18 protein-coding genes are annotated in these 16,214 nt (G+C 45.8%); 1 reads left to right on the top strand and 17 read right to left on the bottom strand.

The annotated features are described in order from the left end of the window. Window positions 1-92: 92 nt before the first annotated feature. From rnc to ACK1LH_RS09235, 11 genes are all read right to left on the bottom strand, one after another. Entirely contained in the window at window positions 93-824 is a 732-nt protein-coding gene (gene rnc, locus ACK1LH_RS09285; RefSeq protein WP_029281393.1) for a ribonuclease III, read from the bottom strand. 89 nt (window positions 825-913) lie between these two features. Further along, window positions 914-1,147: an acyl carrier protein gene (gene acpP / locus ACK1LH_RS09280; protein WP_029281395.1), complete on the bottom strand. Its 234-nt coding sequence runs from the start codon at window positions 1,145-1,147 to the stop codon at window positions 914-916. A gap of 92 nt (window positions 1,148-1,239) precedes the next feature. Further along, window positions 1,240-1,980 carry a 3-oxoacyl-[acyl-carrier-protein] reductase gene (gene fabG / locus ACK1LH_RS09275; protein ID WP_029281397.1) on the bottom strand — a complete coding sequence of 247 codons (741 nt, stop codon included), beginning with the start codon at window positions 1,978-1,980 and terminating at the stop codon, window positions 1,240-1,242. Continuing rightward, complete coding sequence (gene fabD, locus ACK1LH_RS09270; RefSeq protein ID WP_029281398.1) at window positions 1,977-2,924, bottom strand: ACP S-malonyltransferase; 948 nt, start codon at window positions 2,922-2,924, stop codon at window positions 1,977-1,979. The genes fabG and fabD overlap by 4 nt, the downstream gene beginning before the upstream one ends. 20 nt (window positions 2,925-2,944) lie before the next feature. Continuing rightward, the gene (plsX, locus tag ACK1LH_RS09265; RefSeq protein WP_411334975.1) at window positions 2,945-3,937 is read right to left on the bottom strand and encodes a phosphate acyltransferase PlsX; all 993 of its coding nucleotides are present in this window, start codon (window positions 3,935-3,937) and stop codon (window positions 2,945-2,947) included. Beyond that, window positions 3,921-4,520, bottom strand: coding sequence for a transcription factor FapR (gene fapR / locus ACK1LH_RS09260; protein WP_029565588.1), 600 nt, complete (start codon window positions 4,518-4,520; stop codon window positions 3,921-3,923). Before fapR ends, plsX begins: the two co-directional genes overlap by 17 nt. A 107-nt stretch (window positions 4,521-4,627) precedes the next feature. Next, window positions 4,628-6,682, bottom strand: coding sequence for an ATP-dependent DNA helicase RecG (gene recG / locus ACK1LH_RS09255; RefSeq protein ID WP_029281405.1), 2,055 nt, complete (start codon window positions 6,680-6,682; stop codon window positions 4,628-4,630). Continuing rightward, entirely contained in the window at window positions 6,669-7,556 is an 888-nt protein-coding gene (gene sdaAA, locus ACK1LH_RS09250; protein ID WP_029281407.1) for an L-serine ammonia-lyase, iron-sulfur-dependent, subunit alpha, read from the bottom strand. Before sdaAA ends, recG begins: the two co-directional genes overlap by 14 nt. A 25-nt stretch (window positions 7,557-7,581) precedes the next feature. Then, the gene (gene sdaAB / locus ACK1LH_RS09245) at window positions 7,582-8,244 is read right to left on the bottom strand and encodes an L-serine ammonia-lyase, iron-sulfur-dependent subunit beta (RefSeq protein ID WP_029281409.1); all 663 of its coding nucleotides are present in this window, start codon (window positions 8,242-8,244) and stop codon (window positions 7,582-7,584) included. A gap of 165 nt (window positions 8,245-8,409) precedes the next feature. Then, entirely contained in the window at window positions 8,410-10,077 is a 1,668-nt protein-coding gene (locus tag ACK1LH_RS09240; RefSeq protein WP_029281410.1) for a DAK2 domain-containing protein, read from the bottom strand. Between the two features lie 17 nt (window positions 10,078-10,094). Beyond that, a complete protein-coding gene (locus ACK1LH_RS09235) occupies window positions 10,095-10,457 on the bottom strand; it encodes an Asp23/Gls24 family envelope stress response protein (protein WP_029281411.1) in 363 nt (120 codons plus the stop codon). A gap of 279 nt (window positions 10,458-10,736) precedes the next feature. On the opposite strand from ACK1LH_RS09235, the gene rpmB reads away from it, so the two are divergent. Beyond that, window positions 10,737-10,925 carry a 50S ribosomal protein L28 gene (gene rpmB, locus ACK1LH_RS09230; protein ID WP_029281412.1) on the top strand — a complete coding sequence of 63 codons (189 nt, stop codon included), beginning with the start codon at window positions 10,737-10,739 and terminating at the stop codon, window positions 10,923-10,925. A 100-nt stretch (window positions 10,926-11,025) separates the two neighbouring features. Here the strand turns inward: rpmB and spoVM are convergent, their stop codons facing one another. From spoVM to ACK1LH_RS09200, 6 genes are all read right to left on the bottom strand, one after another. Then, entirely contained in the window at window positions 11,026-11,106 is an 81-nt protein-coding gene (gene spoVM, locus ACK1LH_RS09225) for a stage V sporulation protein SpoVM (RefSeq protein ID WP_035206513.1), read from the bottom strand. A 103-nt stretch (window positions 11,107-11,209) separates the two neighbouring features. Next, the gene (locus tag ACK1LH_RS09220) at window positions 11,210-11,848 is read right to left on the bottom strand and encodes a thiamine diphosphokinase (protein WP_029281413.1); all 639 of its coding nucleotides are present in this window, start codon (window positions 11,846-11,848) and stop codon (window positions 11,210-11,212) included. Window positions 11,849-11,920: 72 nt separating this feature from the next. After that, window positions 11,921-12,568, bottom strand: a complete 648-nt coding sequence (gene rpe / locus ACK1LH_RS09215; protein ID WP_029281415.1) for a ribulose-phosphate 3-epimerase — start codon at window positions 12,566-12,568, stop codon at window positions 11,921-11,923. Between the two features lie 2 nt (window positions 12,569-12,570). Then, window positions 12,571-13,455, bottom strand: coding sequence for a ribosome small subunit-dependent GTPase A (gene rsgA / locus ACK1LH_RS09210; RefSeq protein ID WP_029281417.1), 885 nt, complete (start codon window positions 13,453-13,455; stop codon window positions 12,571-12,573). Window positions 13,456-13,481: 26 nt separating this feature from the next. Then, the gene (pknB, locus tag ACK1LH_RS09205) at window positions 13,482-15,458 is read right to left on the bottom strand and encodes a Stk1 family PASTA domain-containing Ser/Thr kinase (RefSeq protein WP_029565586.1); all 1,977 of its coding nucleotides are present in this window, start codon (window positions 15,456-15,458) and stop codon (window positions 13,482-13,484) included. Then, window positions 15,452-16,213 (bottom strand): Stp1/IreP family PP2C-type Ser/Thr phosphatase, encoded by a 762-nt coding sequence (locus ACK1LH_RS09200; RefSeq protein ID WP_029281421.1) that lies wholly within the window; start codon window positions 16,211-16,213, stop codon window positions 15,452-15,454. The genes pknB and ACK1LH_RS09200 overlap by 7 nt, the downstream gene beginning before the upstream one ends. Window position 16,214: the final 1 nt, after the last annotated feature.

Genomic DNA, 16,214 nt, shown 5'->3' with positions numbered 1-16,214 from the left:
CCCGGCAGGTTTAAAAACATATGCAAAAGGACTTGCCCGGCAGAAAATCGCTGTACATAAAGAGAACCCCCTTGTATTCGGGGGTTTATCCATTAAAGCGGCTTCAGTTTTGTTAAGGCTTCCTGTGCCGCGTGCTGCTCGGCCGCTTTTTTTGATTTTCCGCTGCCTGTTCCGAGGATCTCGCCGTTTAACGAAACCGTTGCAACGAACTCTCTGTTGTGGGCAGGTCCTTTTTCCTGAAGAATTTTGTACTCAAGGGATCCTTTGCTGTCCCGCTGGACAAATTCCTGCAGCTGGCTTTTAAAATCCATCACATGAGAAAAAGCACCATCATTTATTTTAGGGAAAACGCATTTTTCGAGGAAATGGACCACAGGTTCAAGGCCTGAATCCAGATACAGTGCACCGATAAAGGCTTCAAAAACATCTGCAAGAAGTGCAGGTCTTGCTCTTCCGCCTGTCATTTCTTCCCCTTTTCCAAGAAGCACCAGCTTACCGAATGAAAGCTCGTTTGCAAACGCGACAAGGGACGGTTCACAGACGATTGCAGCTCTGACCTTTGTGAGGTCTCCTTCGCTCATTGTCGGATATTTCTTGAATAGGAACTGGGAAATCGTCAGTTCAAGTACAGCGTCTCCTAAAAACTCCAGCCGTTCATTGTCTTCATACGGCTTTTTGCGATGCTCATTCACATAGGATGAATGTGTGAAGGCTTGGTACAATAATTTTTCATTTTGAAACGTATGGCCAATTTGCTCCTGAAATTGTTTGAATTCTGCTTTTTTGACAAACGATCTTCTCTCTCTGTAATTCATCTTCGGCATAATAACCTCCATCACTTAAACAACAGCATCTAACGTAATCTTTCAAAAGGGATAAAGCCCCGCCTTATAACGGGGCTTTATTTGCAACATTACTGTTGACTTTGTATGTAGTTCACAGCGTCGCCCACCGTTGCAATCTTTTCTGCATCTTCATCAGAAATTTCCATGTCGAACTCATCTTCAAGTTCCATAACAAGTTCTACAACATCAAGGGAATCAGCGCCAAGATCGTCCTTGAAAGAAGCTTCCATTTTCACTTCTGCTTCATCAACACCAAGACGGTCAACGATAATTTTCGTTACGCGTTCAAGTACTTCTGCCATAACATTTCACCTCCCCTCAAAGTATTATAGTGTATATCCTTTTAAAAAACTAGCCGAAATCAATGATTGCAGAGCATGTGGAACATGTTTTTTTACATGACCATGCCGCCGTCTACATGAATGGTCTGCCCCGTAATGTAGCTGCTTTTTTCAGAAGCAAGAAACACGGCAGTGTGCGCGATGTCTGAAGCTTCGCCGAATCTTGCAAGAGGGATCTGTTTCAGCATTTCATTTTTCACATCTTCTGTCAGTTTATCCGTCATATCAGTCGTAATAAACCCGGGAGCAATCGCATTCACAGTAATATTTCGTGATGACAGCTCTTTAGCAGCCGTTTTTGTAAGACCGATTACACCAGCTTTTGCTGCTACGTAGTTTGCCTGACCCGGATTTCCGCTGACGCCGACAATTGAAGCGATGTTGATGATTCTGCCGTAACGCTGTTTCATCATTTGACGGGTAACGGCTTTTGTTGTGAGGAAAACCCCTTTTAGATTAATGTTGATGACATCATCCCACTCGGAGTCTTTCATTCTCATCAGAAGGTTATCTTTTGTGATGCCGGCATTATTGATTAAAATATCCAGTCTGCCGAAACGCTCAACCGTTTCTTTTACCATCGCTGATACTGATTCACTGTCACTGACATCTGCCTGTACAGCAAACGCTTCTCTTCCAAGAGCTTTAATTTCGTCTACGACCTCATTTGCCTTAGCTTCGCTTCCGGCATAGTTGACCGCTACATTTATCCCATTCCGTGCAAGTTCAAGTGCGATGGCCCGGCCGATGCCTCTTGATGCACCGGTAACGAGCGCTGTTTTACTCTCTGTCATAACTGAACCTCCTTCAGTTTTTGAACAGCTGCTTCAAATGATGCCATATCTGAAACAGCTATCACTTCTGCACTCCGGTCAATTTTTTTCACAAGTCCGGAAAGAACCTTTCCAGGGCCGATTTCAACAAATACTGTTACACCCTGATCAATCATTTCTCTCACTGATTCTTCCCATCTTACAGGTGAATATAATTGTTCAACTAATAAACGCTTAATCTCATTTTTATCTGCAACAGGCTTGGCGGTTACATTGGCAACAGCAGGAATGGCCGCATCGTTTACCTCAAGTTCCTCCAGGACCGCTGCAAATTTTTCAGCAGCAGGCTTCATCAGTTCCGAATGAAACGGACCGCTTACATCAAGCGCAATAGCGCGTTTGGCACCTTTTTCTTTTGCAAGTGCCGATGCCTTTTCAACGCCTTCTGCTGTCCCGGAGATCACAATCTGGCCCGGGCAGTTTAAATTCGCAAGCTGGACAGAAAATCCTGATGCTGTTACCTCTTCTGTTACGCTTTTCAATGCATCCGCATCCATGCCCATGATTGCAGCCATAGCTCCTATGCCTGCAGGCACGGCTTCATTCATATACTCTCCGCGCTTTCTTACAGCGTAAACGGCATCCTCAAAGGACAGCACGCCGCTTGCAACCAAAGCTGAATACTCTCCGAGACTGTGCCCGGCTGCATAATCAGGCGAAATACCGTTTTCTCTGAATTTCGAGAGAATCGCTGTACTTGCCGTCAGAAGTGCCGGCTGAGCATTGTAAGTGAGTGTCAGTGTTTCCTGCGGCCCTTCAAACATAATCTCTGAAAGTTTCATGCCGAGTTTTTCATCTGCCGCTTCAAAAATGGACCGTGCCGTTTCTGACTGATCATGCACATCTTTCCCCATACCGACTGACTGCGAACCCTGACCGGGAAAAATAAACGCCAATTTACTCATGATAATCTCCCCTCATGCATTTAGTTATCGGCCGATTTCTCAACTGAACGTCTAATCGTGCCTGTTACTTCATTGCTGACCATTTCCCGCGCCTGGCGGATGGCGTTATAGACGGCGTTCGGATCTGATGAGCCGTGTGCTTTGATGACCGGCGCTTTTAAACCGAACAGCCCCGCACCGCCATATTCGGAATAATCCAATTTCCCTTTAATGACTTTAAGCTTTGGTTTCAGAACAGCTGCGGCAAGCTTTGACTGAAGATTGCTTGTCAGAGCTGTTTTCAGCATTTTGAACACAGAAAGTGCCGTCCCCTCAATGGTTTTAAGGGCAACATTTCCGGTGAAACCGTCTGTGACTACAACATCCGCGATGCCGTCAAGCAAATCCCTTGCCTCCACATTGCCGATGAAATGCAGATCTGAGCCTTTCAGCAGCTGGTATGCTGCTTTCGTTAACTCATTTCCTTTCTTTTCTTCCGTGCCGACATTCAGCAGGCCGACACGCGGCTTTTCAATTCCTCTTACTTTGTTTGCATAAATGGAACCCATCATGGCATATTGCAAAAGCTGCTCAGGTTTGGCATCAGCGTTGGCACCGACATCAAGCATTAAAAACCCGTTTCCTTCAATGGTTGGCAGCGTCGGAGCAAGTGCAGGCCTTTCAATCCCCTCAATCCGTCCTACAACGAAGAGCCCGGCAGTCATTAGAGCGCCGGTGTTTCCTGCGGAAATGCATGCATCCGCCTCCCCTTCGTTGACCGCGTTCGCCATCAGCACCATTGAGGCATCTTTCTTTCTGCGGACGGCTCTTACAGGCTCATCCGTTGCTTCGATTACCGTATCTGTATGTACGATCGAAATTCGTTCTTGATTTGTCAGATATTCTTTTATTAAAGGCTCTTTGCCGTAAAGTGTTATTTCAATATCGCTGAAAAGTGTGACAGCTTTCATTGCGCCTTCTACGATTGCTTTAGGAGCGTTGTCTCCTCCCATTGCATCAATTGCGATCTTCATTGCTGAAACCTGCCTTTTTTGTTGTTTTTGAACGGTACATGTCAAATTCTCCTGAAAAGACAAGCTCACTGCCTACATAGCTTGTGACTTCTACCGTCGTTCTGCCTTTTTCTTCATCTGTATGGATGACTTTTGCCTTTGCGACAACTCTTTCTTTTTCCTTTACTTGCCTTGTGAAACGGATATTTGCCTTTGCTGTAAGAGCAAGCTCGTCATCAATGACCGCCACTGCAAGCGAATTGGCCTGGGCGAATAAGTGATGCCCGCGGGCAATCTGATTGCGGCTGAAAACATGCTCTTTTTTCACTTCGAAAATCGATATCGCAGAAGAATCAAGCTCTAGATCAATAATCTCCCCGATCACTTCTTCTAAGGGCAGAGATTTCACTTCATCATCGAGCTGCTTTACTGCCACATGCTTTATCCGTTCTCTTAGCTCAGGAATGGAGAGTTCAAGGCGGTCAAGCCTGACCGTCTGGATACTGACCCCAAATTTATCAGCCAGTTCCTCGTCGGTAATAAAGGGTGTGTCATTTATTGTCTGCTTCAGCAGAGACTGCCGTTCTTTTTTGGATTTTCTCATTGCACTAACACCGTCCGCGCTCTTAAGACTAGGTACTAATAGTAGTATATAAGCAAATAAAGCAGATTGCAAGGACTGATTGCAATCTGCTTCTGTCTCAAAATCTCTTAATCTAATTTTCCGCCGCTTATGATGCCTGATGCGTATACATAGTCACGAAGCTCCCTGTAGTCATCAGATTTCCAGAAGGCTTCTGACTGCACAAGCTTAGCCGCATCGTTTCTCGCCGTTTCTAAAGCCCTGTAATCATGGACCATGTCCGCCACTTTAAATTCCGGCATTCCGCTTTGTTTTCTTCCGAAAAAGTCGCCGGGGCCTCTCAGTTCAAGGTCCTTTTCAGACAGTTCAAAGCCGTCCGCTGTTTCTGTCATGACCCGCATTCTTTCTTTGCCGGTTTCAGATTTCGGATCTGCTAGCAGGATGCAATAGGACTGGGCGCTTCCGCGGCCAACCCGGCCTCTCAGCTGGTGAAGCTGGGACAGGCCAAAACGTTCTGCATCATAAATGACCATCACGGTTGCATTTGGCACGTTTACGCCAACTTCAACTACTGTTGTGGAGACGAGAATTTGAACCGCATTCTCACTGAATTCTCTCATCACTTCATCTTTTTCTGCACTTGAAAGTCTTCCGTGCATAAGCCCTAGCTTCCACCTGTCTCCGTAATAGTGTACAAGTGTGCTATGGACATCTATGGCATTCTGCACATCAAGCTTATCCGATTCTTCAATAAGCGGACAGATTACATAAGCTTGCCTGCCTTCCATGAGCTCTTTATCAATAAACTTAAGGATACGGTCAAGCATCTCATGCTTGACCCAGTAAGTTTCAATTTTTTTACGTCCTGCAGGAAGTTCATCAATGACAGATACATCCATTTCGCCAAAGGCCGTAATCGCCAGCGTCCTTGGAATCGGTGTGGCCGTCATAAAGAGCACGTCCGGATTTTCGCCTTTTTCGCGGAGCACCTTCCGCTGGCCGACCCCAAACCGGTGCTGTTCATCTGTTATCACAAGACCAAGCTTTGAAAAGTGAACATCCTCCTGGATCAGAGCGTGCGTACCTACAAGAAACTGTATTTCTCCTGACTCCACCCGTGCAAGCAATTCCCGTCTTTTTTTACCTTTTACAGAGCTTGTAAGAAGGGCTGCCGTAACGGGGAAGCCTGCAAAAATCGCGGTTAATGATTCGGCATGCTGTTCGGCAAGAATCTCGGTCGGAACCATGAGGGCTGCCTGATAGCCGGATAAATAGGCAGCATACATCGCAATCGCCGCAACGACGGTTTTGCCTGAACCTACATCTCCCTGGAGAAGACGGTTCATTCTGTAAGCAGATTTCATATCCGTCAGAATTTCGCCGATTACCCGCTCCTGTGCATTCGTCAAAGGAAACGGAAGAGACCCGATAAATTCTTCCAGTCTTTCCCTGTGAATTTCGTGGGAAACTCCCTTTGACTGTTCACGCTGAAATTTTCTCAGAGCCTGCATTTTCAGCTGAAACAAGAGAAACTCTTCATACACAAAATACCGCCTTGCATGTTTCAGATCTTCATGTTTAAGAGGGTGATGCATGGTCAGGATGGCTTCTTTTTTTGCGGGAAGCCTGTATGCCTCCATCAGCTGTTCAGGAATGACATTGCGAATCTCCGGGCCGTATTGGGTGAGGGCGTGATTAATCAGTTTCCTCATGGTTTTTACCGTTATATTTTCTTTCACGGAGTAAACCGGCTCGATCTCATGTTCTTTTGCATGAGGGCCAAAGACGATTTGGTTGGCCGTAATCGTCTGGCGGTGTTTGTCCCATTTTCCTGTAACCGTGACGACAGAACCGAGTTCAAGCTTCTTTTTATAATAAGGCTGGTTAAAAAAGACAGCGCTGATCAGGTAATTTCCGACTAGAATTCTTACAGTAAGCCGTGATTTCTTTTTGCTGAAAAAGGCAAGAGAAGGTTCGCTGTGAACCTTCCCTTCGACTGTCACCCGCTCATCATGCTGTACGTCCGCTAAGTCTTTCAGGCGATAATCTTCATAACGATATGGCAAATATTCAATTAGATCCATGACCGTCAGAATGCCCATGCTGCCCAGAACCTCTGCAGATTCAGGACCTACTCCTTTGACTGCACTGACAGGCTGCAGCAGCGGATTAACTGCGTTCATCAAGTGATATCCCAAAGATTTTTGCTTCAAGCTCCCGTCCTGTCGGCGTAGCGGCAAGACCTCCCTGTGCAGTTTCTTTAAGAGCTGTCGGCATGGATTGTCCGATTCTGAACATCGCGTCGATGACTTCATCGCAAGGTATGCGGCTTGTAATGCCTGCAAGCGCCATATCGGCGGCAATCATGGCATTGGCAGCACCCATTGCATTTCGTTTTACGCAAGGGACTTCAACCAGTCCCGCAACAGGATCACACACAAGCCCGAGCATATTTTTGAGGGTAATAGCCATTGCTTCTGCAGCCTGGCTTGGAGTCCCTCCGGCGAGCTCAGTTATCGCAGCAGCGGCCATGCCTGAAGCTGAGCCAACCTCTGCCTGGCATCCTCCTGCTGCACCTGAAATGGATGCATTGTTTGCCACAACGAATCCAAAAGCACCTGATGTAAACAGGAATTCAATCATTTCCTGCCTGCTCGGGTTTAATTTATTTTTTACAGCAAAAAGAGTCCCCGGAACAACACCGGCAGATCCTGCTGTAGGCGTGGCGCATATCGTTCCCATTGCTGCATTGACCTCGTTCGTTGCGACCGCCTTGCTGACAGCATCAAGAATGTATTCCCCTGAGAGAAAATTTCCTTTCTCGATGTATGCCTTCATTAGAACAGCATCGCCGCCCGTAAGTCCTGAATGGGATTTGACTCCTGCGAGCCCCTTTTCAACCGCCTGTTCCATGACCGTCAAGTTCTGGTCCATCATTTGAAGGATCTGCTCCCGGGATCTTCCGGTCATCTCCATTTCCTGCTGAATCATAATTTCCGCTATTTTAACGCCTTTGCTTTCTGCAAGTTCGACTAGTTCTGCTACATTGCGAAACATTTTTTTACCCCCAATCGCATCACGGTTAATCTGCTATTTTTGTCACCTGAAGAATATTCGGCAGTGTTTTCAGCTCATCAAGCACTGACTTGTCAATATTCTGGTCAACTTCAATGGTCATTAGCGCAAGCTTCCCTTTTTCCTTGCGGGCAACATTCATATGTCCGATATTAATCGCGTATTTTGCAAGCACATTCGCTACAGCTGCAATCGCACCAAAACGGTCATTATGAACCACAAGAATGGCAGGATGGTTGCCTGAGAGCTTCAGCTCAAAACCGTTCAGCTCTGTAATTTCAATCTTCCCTCCGCCGATGGAAATGCCGACAAGCTCAAGCTGGCCGTGGTCATCTCCAATAATCACACGGGCTGTATTTGGATGATCTGTAATCGCTTCTTCTTCGGTAAATGTCACTTTCATCCCTTTATCAGATGCAATGTCAAGCGACGTTTTAATCCGCTCATCAAATGTGTCAAAATCAAGCAGGCCGCCGATGATGGCTACATCCGTTCCATGGCCCTTATATGTTTTTGCAAATGACCCATAGAATGAAATGGCTGCCCATTTAGGTTCTCTTCCAAATAAGCTTCTTGCTACTCTCCCGATTCTTGCAGCCCCTGCTGTATGGGAACTTGAAGGACCAATCATAATCGGTCCGATTATATCAAAAACACTTCTGTATTTCATATGCTCCCCCCTGAACATGCATAGCCTGTTGTCTCATGCTTGCTGTGTGTTTCCTTCATAGTTTATCAGATAAACACAGCTTAAGAAAACGGAATCATCACCAAAATTGCAACCTGAATTTGGACATAAGAAATAGAAGGGGATCGCCCTTCTATTCTTTCCTGCTTATTCGATTGAAAAAATGTAGGAATAAAGAGGCTGCTCCCCTTTATGGACTTCTACTTCCACATCTTCAAATTTACTTTCGATATAGGAAACAAGTTCCTGCATTTCATCATCGGCTGCATCAACGCCCTGAAGGACAGTCAATATTTCGTCGTCTTCTGTCATCATGGAATCAAGAAGTTTTTTGGCAGATGCCAGCTGATTACGGTCTTTTGTCACAATCTTGCCGTTTGCAATACCCATGAAATCGCCCTTTTCAATATCAAGGCCGTCAATATTCGTATCGCGGACTGCGTACGTGATCTGACCTGTCTTAACCGTTCCAAGCGCTTCTTTCATGACTTCTTCATTCTCCTCAGCTGCTGCTGACGGGTTAAAGGCAAGCAGTGCTGCCATTCCCTGAGGAACGGTTTTAGACGGAATCACGATGACGTTATCATCCACAACAGACGCAGCCTGCTGTGCAGCCATCACGATATTGGAGTTATTCGGCAGAATGATCACTGTTTCAGCATTCACATCTTTAATGGCCTGGACAATGTCCTCTGTGCTCGGGTTCATCGTCTGTCCGCCTTCAATGACAGAGTGTGATCCGATGCTGCGGAACAGCTCGGCAATTCCTTTGCCCATTGTGACAGTCACAATACCGTAAGGCTGTTTTTCTTTCTTTTCAGCAGGCTTTGATGGTGCATCCCCGCTGTCAAGCAGACTAGTATGCTGCTGGCGCATATTCTCAATCTTCATATTGATCAGGCTGCCGTAGGTCTGTGCATATGTCAGAACTTTTCCAGGATACTCTGCGTGAATATGTACTTTTACAATTTCATCATCTGCAATTACCAGAAGGGAATCACCATGTTCACTCAGATCCTGTCTGAACGCATCTTCTTTGAATGGCTCTTTATCATCCTCAAAGCGCACCATAAATTCCGTGCAGTATCCAAATTCAATATCTTCTGTATTGATGTGGGATGCAACGCTTTTGTGGTGCTCTGCGCTCACAAGGTCCGTCATGGACGCTGCAACTTTGGCAGAAGACACTTTCTCACCTTTTAATACGGCAAGAAATCCTTCATAAACAAACACAAGACCTTGTCCGCCACTGTCGACAACTCCTACCTCTTTTAGGACAGGAAGCAGGTCAGGGGTTCTTTTCAGTGATGCCTTAGATTCCGCAAATACAGCTTCCATCAATTGATCGATGCTGATCTCCGGCTTTGCCTCTATTGTATCAACAGCTTTTTTGGCTGAATCTTTTGCTACAGTTAAAATTGTTCCTTCAACGGGCTTCATGACCGCTTTATAAGCTGTGTTGACGCCAGCTTGAAGAGCAGCTGCAAATTCAGCTGCAGAAATCGTGCTTTTTGATTCAATTGCTTTTGAGAATCCTCTGAACAGCTGGGAAAGAATAACCCCGGAATTTCCGCGGGCTCCCATAAGCAGGCCTTTTGACAGTGCCTGACCGACTTTGCCGATATGCTCAGATACATGATTTTGAACCTCTTTCGCTCCAGATGTCATGGAAAGGTTCATATTCGTCCCGGTATCTCCGTCCGGAACCGGAAAAACGTTCAGCGCATCTACATAATCTGCATTGTTTGACAGGTGGCCTGCCCCCTGCAAGATCATTTCCGCAAAACGTTTTCCATCTAAAGTTGTAATTGACACGGACTTTTTCCTCCTTACTACGGGTTCGTTACACGAACACTCTGAACAAAAATATTGACTGAATCAACAGCTAGTCCGACTGTTTTATCCAGTGTGTACTTCACTTTCGTTTGAACATTATGTGCCACTTCAGAGATTTTCGTTCCGTAGCTGACGATAATGTACATATCAATGTTGATGTGATCTTCTTCCTGGCGGACAATAACGCCCCGGCTGAAGTTTTCTTTTCTAAGAATTTCAGTGATGCCGTCTTTGATCTGGTTTTTGGATGCCATTCCGACAATGCCATAACAGTCAATGGCTGCACCGCCAGCAACCGTTGCAATGACTTCATTGGATATGTCAATGTGTCCGTACTTTGTTTTCATCTCGATGGACATGATGGTTCCCCCTTTGGAATTGTTCGCATAGGCTAAAGCTATTTTACTATATACAGGCGATTTTTAAAAGTTATTCTGCGGCACAGCTTTAAGGACCTCTTACCCTATAGTATTATTCAGCATGAAATATTCATGTATGTCAAGGAAAAATTCTTGAAAGCAAAAGCAAGAACTATTGCATTCAGAAAGGAGTTGTGATAAATTATTAAAGTATCTCATGACAAACAAGACTATTAATGTTTGAATTGGTAAGGTTTTTTGCAGTTAGGAGGGAATACGATGGCACGTAAATGCGTAATCACTGGTAGAAAAACACGTTCTGGAAACTCACGTTCTCACGCAATGAACGCTTCAAAACGTACTTGGGGTGCTAACCTTCAAAAAGTACGCATCTTAGTAGACGGCAAACCAAAACGCGTATATGTATCTGCTCGCGCTTTGAAATCCGGTAAAGTTGAGCGTGTATAATCAAAAGTTCTGCTTTTGATTCCCATAAGGGAACATATAAAAAAAGCACCGCTATGGCGGTGCTTTTTTTATAGTTTCAAAACCTCATATCCGCTTTTCATTAATCCTTCTTCATCGACCCAAGCATTGCCCTGATAATGCCACCTAAAAACTTCGGTAACTTGATTGTATAAAATTTCATACTTTCCCTCCTCAGCCATTCGTTCAGTTTGCTGCTGGGGCGAAGCCCATCATGTAAGAAACCGGTTATGCCCAGGTTATGTGGTTAACCTTCATGTTTGAAGTTATTCATCAGTACTTCTTACCATCATTAATATGCCGCTGCTGAATGAAAAAGTACCGGATGGACGAATAAGTTCATTACTAATACAAAGTGTCGATCCAAGCTTTATATGACAGCCTGAAAGCGGATATTTAAATCCCTCAAGTGTAATATCCCTTACTTCCGGGCTCACGGGCAGAAACGAGATATACGGAAATCTGCTGTCAGAATGCACGCTGCGGGTGCCGGGGAGGAAAACAGAAAGCTGATTTTTCCGGTCAATGATTTCAATTTTCGTTTCCGGATAACGTGCCAGAAGCTGTGTGTTTGCAAGGAAGTGATCAAGCCTGCCGCCTGTTGAACCGAAGAGGATGATGGCTTCAGGGTTCATTTTCACCGCCCATTCCAGGGCAATCTCCGTGTCTGTCTGGTCCTTTTCCGCAGGAAAAAGATCAAGATGCACAGCTGAACTGTTCAGCGTGTTAAGCTCTTTTTCTGTCACAGAATCAAAGTCTCCAAACGCCCTGTCAGGTATAATGCCCGCCTGCTGCAGATAAATCACTCCCCTGTCAACGCCAATCCAGACGGCATCTTCCGTTTGATAATCCTTCAATGATGGAATATACGTTTCAGGACCTCCTGCGACGATGTGAATCTTCACTGCTAACCACTCCTGTTTACATAATAATGTTATGGTTTAAATCTAAAAAAAGAGAACCGCTCTTGGCGGTTCTTATGCGTTTCTTATTTGATCAATAGCCTGTTTGCGGTCACTCTTGTTATAAACAGCAGAGCCGGCAACCAGGACGTTTGCTCCTGCTTCAATGCACAATCTAGCTGTTTCGGCGTTTACTCCTCCGTCTACTTCGATTTCTGTTTGAAGGCCCCGTTCTTTAACCATGTCAGCCACTTCTCTTATTTTCGGAAGAACAGCATGGATAAAAGACTGCCCGCCGAAGCCCGGATTCACCGTCATCAGCAGGACAAGATCCACTTCATCAATCACATGCCTGATTATATCAGCAGGGGTATGAGGATTCAGCACAACACCTGCTTTTACGCCTTCTGATTTAATCAGCTGGATCGTACGGTGCAGGTGAGGGCATGCTTCAGCGTGAACAGAAATAATGTCAGCACCCGCTTTTGCAAATGCCGGGATGTATGCATCCGGATTTTCAATCATCAAATGCACATCCAGCGGAAGCTTTGTCACAGGTCTGATCGCGTCCACAATCAGCGGACCGATCGTGATATTCGGGACAAAATGTCCATCCATCACATCAACATGAATATAATCAGCTCCGCCTCTTTCAACATCCTCTATTTCCGCTCCAAGCTTTGAAAAGTCTGCTGAAAGGATGGAAGGTGCAATTTTAATCATGATCAGTACCTCGGCTTTCTGTCTTTAATTTCTTCTATAAAGCTTAAATAATGTTCATATCTGTAAGCAGGAATACTGCCATTCTCAACAGCTTCCTTCACGGCGCATTTCGGCTCTGAAATGTGCGTGCATGCCCTGAATTTGCAGTCTCCGCTCACACCCCGCATCTCAGGGAAACAGTAGGAAAGGTCTTCTGTTTCTATGTTCATAAATTCAAGTGAACTGAAACCGGGGGTATCAGCGACAAGGCCGGTTCCGACCTGGATAAGCTCCACGTGGCGTGTCGTATGTTTTCCCCTGCCCAAATGAGACGATATGCCGCTCGTCTTCAGTGAAAGTTCAGGGCGCAGAACATTCAGCAGCGAAGATTTTCCGACACCTGACTGTCCCGCAAAAACAGAGATTCTGCCGTTCAGCAGCGGACGCAGTTCAGTAATTCCGTCTTCCTCGAGAGTAGAAGTGAGCATCACCTCATACCCGATTTTTCTGTAATCCGCTGCATATTCTTCGATTTCCTGACGCTGTTTTTCATCCTTGATCAAATCCATTTTGCTGATGCAGATGACAGGTTCAATGTCATTAGATTCAATCAGAACGAGAAAACGGTCAAGCAGAACAGGGCTGAAATCAGGCTCGACTGCTGAAAACACTAAAATAGCCTGATCAACGTTTGCAATCGGGGGACGGACAAGCTCGTTTTTTCTCTCGAGCACTTCCTGGATTGTGCCTTCCCGTTCATTTTCGTAATCATACACGACTTCATCGCCGACAAGCGGGGTGATTTTGTTTTTTCTGAAAACCCCGCGGCCGCGGCACTGGATGGTCTTATCACCGTCAAGACAATAGTAAAACCCGCTTAACGCTTTGATAATTTTGCCTTTAGGCATACATTTCCTCCTTGGTGATTCACGTATTACTCATATGGGATGGTTTCGGTTTTCTCAACGCGGTTGTCAACCATTACCATGTAATAGGCTCTTCCACCGGGCTCGATTGTGAATTCGATTTCTTTAGTTATGCTCTCTGTAATAGTAAAGATTTGAGAATCATCGGCTACAGACCGCTCGGCATCATCGATGCTGATTTTCACTTCTGCCGGCTGTCCTGCTAGCTCTTCCGGATAAGGAATTTCAATTACCCGTTTGACTTTTTTGGCAGGCTTTTCTTTCGGCCCGAGGGAAACAGTGGCCTCAACGGTGTCGCCCGGAAGTACTTTTGCTGACGGCTCGGGAGTATGTGAGATCACTTCCCCCTTAGTCACAGTGTCAGAAAAGTCTTCCTTCGTTACAAGCACAAGCTGTTTGTCTTCGATATAGGCATTCAGAGCTTCTTCTGAATAGCCTCTTAAGTCCTGAAGTTCAAATTCCTCCGGCCCGGCGCTTACAGTCAACACGATTTCATCTTCGCTTGGAATGACCATGTCGCCCGGTTCAGGATCCTGCTCTAAAATCGTTCCCGCTGCTGCTTCATTAAATTCTTCTTCGACCGTGATTTTTTCAAATCCTTTACGTTCAAGGAGCTCCCGGACTCTTGTAATGTCTCTGTCCACATAATCATCAAGCTCGACTTTCTCTTTGCCTGAGCTCTGGTAGATGATAATGCTGTCCCCTTCCTTTGCCATTCTGCCTGCTTCAGGTTTCGTTCTGACGACATCCCCTTCCGGAATTTCGTCATCGGCAATCAGGATGGGATCATCCACTTCAAATTTTTCCGAGACAAGCTTCTCTACCGCATCCTGATATTTCATCCCTGTCAGATCAGGAACTTCCACATCCTTTGGCATCATCAGGGCCGGCACAACGGTGACAGCGGCAACTCCTGCTGCAAGAAGGATCAAAAAGAGGCTGATCAGGATGACTCCTGCTTTGCTTTTTTTCTTTTTCTCTTCTTTTTTCTTTTTTTCTTTCTTTACCGGGGCATTTTTTGCAGACGTTTCTTCTGCAGCCGGTTCAGGCGCACGAACTAGCGTATCACCGGTTTTTTCAAACATATCTGAATCCGTGATAATCGGAATGGCTTTTGTTGCCTCTGTATCTTCCGGTATGACAAACTTTTCTTCATGAAGCCGTTCCGGATTTAAAGCGGTTGAAAGATCGGCTTCCATCTCTTCAGCAGACTCATAGCGGTGGAACGTGTCCTTTGCCATTGCTTTTAAAATAATGTTTTCAACACTTTGAGGAACCGTTGCATTCCAGCGCTTGGCAGAAGGCGTTTCAGACTGCAGGTGCTTCAGCGCAATGGAGATGGCCGATTCTCCGTCAAACGGCAGTCTTCCGGTCAATAATTCAAACAGGACAATGCCAAGTGAATAAATATCTGATTTTTTATTTGCCATTCCTCCCCTTGCCTGTTCAGGCGAAAGGTAATGGACAGATCCAAGGACAGAATTGGTCTGGGTAATCGTGGTCGAGCTCAGTGCCATTGCAATTCCGAAATCCGTTACTTTCACATTGCCATGGGGATCGATCAGGATGTTATGAGGCTTGATATCCCGGTGGACAATGTGGTTTTCATGGGCGTGTGCAATGGCTGATACGATTTGCTCCATAATATTGAGTGCTTCTCTAGGGTGCAGGGGAGCATACTGCTGTATGTATTGCTTAAGTGTGTTTCCTTCCACATACTCCATGACAATATAGTAGATGCCGTCTTCTTCTCCAACATCAAAAATGCTGACAATATTCGGGTGGGCAAGGCTTGTTGCGGACTGAGCCTCACGTCTGAACCGTTTAATGAATTCGTCGTCGTTTGAAAAATCGAACCTGAGAACTTTCATTGCAACATCGCGGTCTAAAATCATGTCCCGCGCCAAATATACGTTAGCCATTCCTCCGCCGCCAATCACGCGGAGTATTTTATATCTGCCGCTTAACCGCTTGCCGATCAGCACGCCCCATCACCCTCTTTGATTTCAGACGGCTGTTTGACGATGACGAGTGAAATGTTATCCTCTCCCCCGTTATCATTCGCCTTTCTGATCAGTTCCTGAGCAATGGTCTGAAGCGCCCCCCCGGATGAAAGCAAATCTTTAAGCTCCTCTTCACCTACTTTGTTCGACAGCCCATCGGAACATAATAGAAGAAGGTCAGATTCTTCAAGACAAATAGAAGTCATGTCTAGTTCAACATGTTCTTCTGTCCCTAAAGCCCTTACAAGAACATTTTTGCGCGGGTGATGCTCGGCATCTTCTCTTGATATTTGTCCGGATCTCACCAGTTCATTGACAAGTGAGTGGTCTTCTGTAATTTGTTTGAATCCGCTGCTGTTGCAGAGATAGCCGCGGCTGTCGCCAATATGGCCGACAGTTGCAAAAGCTTCTGTGCAAATAGCCGCCACAACAGTCGTTCCCATTCCGCTGCAGTCAGGATGTGTTTTAGCATGGTGCAGCAATGTCAGATTCACCTTTGCCACATGGTCCGAAAGCCAGCCTGAGGCGAGATCCGGGGAGGAAATGCCCGAGGCATCCTCCCACATCTCTTTTAATGCTGCAATTGTCATCTGGCTTGCTACATCACCTGCTAAATGGCCGCCCATTCCGTCAGCCACGACGGCTAAAACATCACCGTCTTTATTTTGAAAAACACCAACGCTGTCTTCATTGTGCTGTCTCACTTTTCCCCTGTCTGTTGCGATAACGGTTTCCATG

The organism is Metabacillus indicus, from assembly GCF_046603695.1.
GTDB classification, from domain to species: domain Bacteria; phylum Bacillota; class Bacilli; order Bacillales; family Bacillaceae; genus Bacillus_P; species Bacillus_P indicus.
The sequence above is the reverse complement of the archived record's forward strand: the minus strand, read 5'-3'. Positions and strand labels throughout refer to the sequence as shown.

Excerpts from the sequence above, each read along its gene's own strand:
- fabG (WP_029281397.1), bottom strand. The coding sequence starts at position 1,980 with ATGACAGAGAGTAAAACAGCGCTCGTTACCGGTGCATCAAGAGGCATC.
- ACK1LH_RS09235 (WP_029281411.1), bottom strand. The coding sequence starts at position 10,457 with ATGTCCATCGAGATGAAAACAAAGTACGGACACATTGACATATCCAAT.
- fapR (WP_029565588.1), bottom strand. The coding sequence starts at position 4,520 with ATGAGAAAATCCAAAAAAGAACGGCAGTCTCTGCTGAAGCAGACAATA.
- sdaAB (WP_029281409.1), bottom strand. The coding sequence starts at position 8,244 with ATGAAATACAGAAGTGTTTTTGATATAATCGGACCGATTATGATTGGT.
- rsgA (WP_029281417.1), bottom strand. The coding sequence starts at position 13,455 with ATGCCTAAAGGCAAAATTATCAAAGCGTTAAGCGGGTTTTACTATTGT.
- rpe (WP_029281415.1), bottom strand. The coding sequence starts at position 12,568 with ATGATTAAAATTGCACCTTCCATCCTTTCAGCAGACTTTTCAAAGCTT.
- plsX (WP_411334975.1), bottom strand. The coding sequence starts at position 3,937 with ATGAAGATCGCAATTGATGCAATGGGAGGAGACAACGCTCCTAAAGCA.
- fabD (WP_029281398.1), bottom strand. The coding sequence starts at position 2,924 with ATGAGTAAATTGGCGTTTATTTTTCCCGGTCAGGGTTCGCAGTCAGTC.
- rnc (WP_029281393.1), bottom strand. The coding sequence starts at position 824 with ATGCCGAAGATGAATTACAGAGAGAGAAGATCGTTTGTCAAAAAAGCA.
- spoVM (WP_035206513.1), bottom strand. The coding sequence starts at position 11,106 with ATGAAATTTTATACAATCAAGTTACCGAAGTTTTTAGGTGGCATTATC.
- ACK1LH_RS09200 (WP_029281421.1), bottom strand. The coding sequence starts at position 16,213 with ATGGAAACCGTTATCGCAACAGACAGGGGAAAAGTGAGACAGCACAAT.
- rpmB (WP_029281412.1), top strand. The coding sequence starts at position 10,737 with ATGGCACGTAAATGCGTAATCACTGGTAGAAAAACACGTTCTGGAAAC.
- recG (WP_029281405.1), bottom strand. The coding sequence starts at position 6,682 with ATGAACGCAGTTAATCCGCTGCTGCAGCCTGTCAGTGCAGTCAAAGGA.
- acpP (WP_029281395.1), bottom strand. The coding sequence starts at position 1,147 with ATGGCAGAAGTACTTGAACGCGTAACGAAAATTATCGTTGACCGTCTT.
- sdaAA (WP_029281407.1), bottom strand. The coding sequence starts at position 7,556 with ATGTTTCGCAATGTAGCAGAACTAGTCGAACTTGCAGAAAGCAAAGGC.